Here is a 2,408-nt window from a genome sequence, read left to right as displayed (position 1 = left end):
GCTCGTCACCGCCGCGCCGACCGCCCCGGCGACACGGGCGTACCGCGAGCTGGCGCGCGCGCTCACCGGCACCGACATCGATGAGCCTCTCGAGGTGGACGAAACGGAAGCGACCGACGACGAAGACGAGCGGGACGAGGACGATATCGTCGTCGCCGATGCGGGGCCCGCCGGGATCGCCGAGGAGGGCGACGGGACGGACATCATCGTCGCGGACGAGGAACCACCCGAATCCGAACGGATCGACGAAGCGGTCGGGGACGAGCGCGAAGAGGCCGCGCGTGAGTCGAGCACCGACGACGCGGGCGACGCGGAGCGGGCGGAGCCGCCGGCGTCGGAAGCCGATCCGGGTGACGAGGTCGATAACGACGAGCCAGAGCCGGACGACGCCGACACCGATGACGAGCCAGAGCCGGACGACGCCGACATCGATGACGACCCGGACCCGGACGACGTCAAGGACGGCGACGCTGAGTCGCTCATGGGGAACATCCCGGACGCGGAGGACCCCGATCGGGAGTCGACCGCGGATCACGAGACGGAGGGAACGCAGGACGGCGGAGTCGCCGACACGGAGGCGGACGAGGGGAGTCTCGACGCCGACGAAGACGACGAACTCGCCGGCAGCGTCCCGTTCCGCGACGACGACGAGGGGACGGTGGGGACAGCGCTCTCGCGGTCGGCGGACGACGAGGACGACGAACCGGGGCCCGATGCCGACGACGAGGACGACGAGAAGGGCGGCTTCTTCAGTCGGTTACTCGGGCGCTGACCGGCCCCAAAACGCGATAGCCGAGTTCGAGGCGCGAGAGTGGCATCGAAATCCCGGGAGCGTCGGCTACGCCTCTGACGGCGCTTCCGCGCGATCGCGGATGAGCTCGCGGATCCGCTCGGGGTCGTCGACCGCAGCGAGCTCCGCACAGGAGACGATAGCGGTGCCGTCGACCGACTCACGCTGCTCCTCCTCCTCGGTGAAGTACACCGATCGGGTGCGTGCGACCTCACCGATTGAAGACATGATGCGGGCGCGCTTCTCCGCCGCGGGAGTGAACGCCGAGTGGCCGGTGAGCAGCCGCATCACCGGCGAGTCGTCGTCCTCGGAGACCGCCTTGAACGGCGCGCGGGCGGTCGGATGGACGGTGAACCCCGCGCTGGTGAGCACGTGAACGACGTGCTCGTCGTCGGGGTCCGCGTCCGGGGCGGAGGGAGTCGGGTCGGCGTCGCGAACGTCGTCGGCCCCGTCGAGAACATCGACCGGGCTGGAGAACGGTTCGTCGAACAGCTCCTCGAGCTGGACGGCGACCTCGATGGAGGCGTTCATTCCGTCCTCGTACTTCGACACCGTCCGGCGGGAGACGCCGAGCTCGGTGGCGAGGCGGCCGAGCGACCAGCCGCGCTCCTCGCGTTCGTCGGCGAGGAGGTCGCCGTCGAGGCTGACGTAGAGCCCCCCGGGAGCGGCGTAGATCAGCGGCGGCATTCCCTCGATGAACAGGTCGTAGGCGGTGTCCGGGTTGATGACGGGCACGCCGTGTCGGAAGTACACCACACCCGGCTTCAGCTCCTCATCGCGGGTCCGGATCCCGATCACCATCGGTGTCGCGTCGAGATACTCGCCGAGCCGGCGCATCTCAGCGCCGGTCTCCGCGTCGAGCGCGTCGACGTTGCCGAGGATCTTCAACAACAGCAGGTCCACCTCGCGGCGGGCGGCCACGTCGAAGCTCTTGGGCCGGACCGCACACCGGTCGCTGACGAGGAATCCCGCGTCCTCCAGCATCGCGGTGACGTTGTCTACCAACGCAGTCCGGGACATAAGTGAACCAAGCGCCTCGGCACATATATACGTTGTGTCGGCGAGATCCGCGGACGGCACCGCCCGCTTGCGGTTTTCTCCGAATGACCGACGACACCATTAAATACGGGTTCCGGCCCGAAACCGGCTTGTCCGCCGGGACGAAACCACGGATATGCCCATCGTCGCCGTCGACGACACGGACTCCCGCGAGCGCGGGATGTGTACGACGTACGTCGGCGTCCGCCTCGGCGAGCGACTGGAAGCGATCGGCGGAACCGTCGAGCGACGGGTCCTCGTCCGGCTCAACCCGGCCGTGAAACACAAGACACGGGGGAACGCCGCGGTCGCAATCCACGCGAGCGGGGTCGCCGCCGACGAGGCGTTTCGGGTCGCCGCCGACACCGTTCGGGAGTTCGCGGCCGCGGAGGACCCGCGGACGTCGCCGGGCGTCGTCGTCGCCGACATTGATGTCGCAGGTCTCGATGGTGGGGTCACCGATCCCGACGGCCGCAACGGCGATCCGACGGCCGTGATCCCCGAGGCGGTCGAGGCGTTCTCCCGGCGGGCGCTCCGAGAGCGGCTCACGCTTGACGAGGCGACGACGCTCGCCGACGCG

At 69.4% G+C, this 2,408-nt stretch carries 2 protein-coding genes and 1 pseudogene; 2 read left to right on the top strand and 1 reads right to left on the bottom strand.

The window, feature by feature from the left end; all coding sequences use genetic code 11:
* Positions 1-772: pseudogene (locus ACFQEU_RS14535) on the top strand (hypothetical protein); the annotation flags it as partial.
* A 66-nt stretch (positions 773-838) separates the two neighbouring features.
* Here the strand turns inward: ACFQEU_RS14535 and ACFQEU_RS14530 are convergent.
* The gene (locus tag ACFQEU_RS14530) at positions 839-1,810 is read right to left on the bottom strand and encodes a transcriptional regulator (protein ID WP_379783316.1); all 972 of its coding nucleotides are present in this window, start codon (positions 1,808-1,810) and stop codon (positions 839-841) included.
* Between the two features lie 154 nt (positions 1,811-1,964).
* Here ACFQEU_RS14530 and ACFQEU_RS14525 point away from each other — a divergent pair.
* On the top strand, positions 1,965-2,408 hold a 444-nt coding region (locus ACFQEU_RS14525), incomplete at its 3' end, for a tRNA(Ile)(2)-agmatinylcytidine synthase (RefSeq protein WP_379783314.1).

The sequence above is a fragment of the Halorubrum tibetense genome, assembly GCF_042661865.1.
In the GTDB taxonomy this organism is placed as follows: Archaea; Halobacteriota; Halobacteria; order Halobacteriales; family Haloferacaceae; genus Halorubrum; species Halorubrum tibetense.
This window is presented reverse-complemented; position numbering and strand designations above follow the sequence as displayed.

What these genes read in the sequence shown, in the direction of transcription:
- ACFQEU_RS14530 (WP_379783316.1), bottom strand. Translation starts at nt 1,810, where the DNA reads ATGTCCCGGACTGCGTTGGTAGACAACGTCACCGCGATGCTGGAGGAC.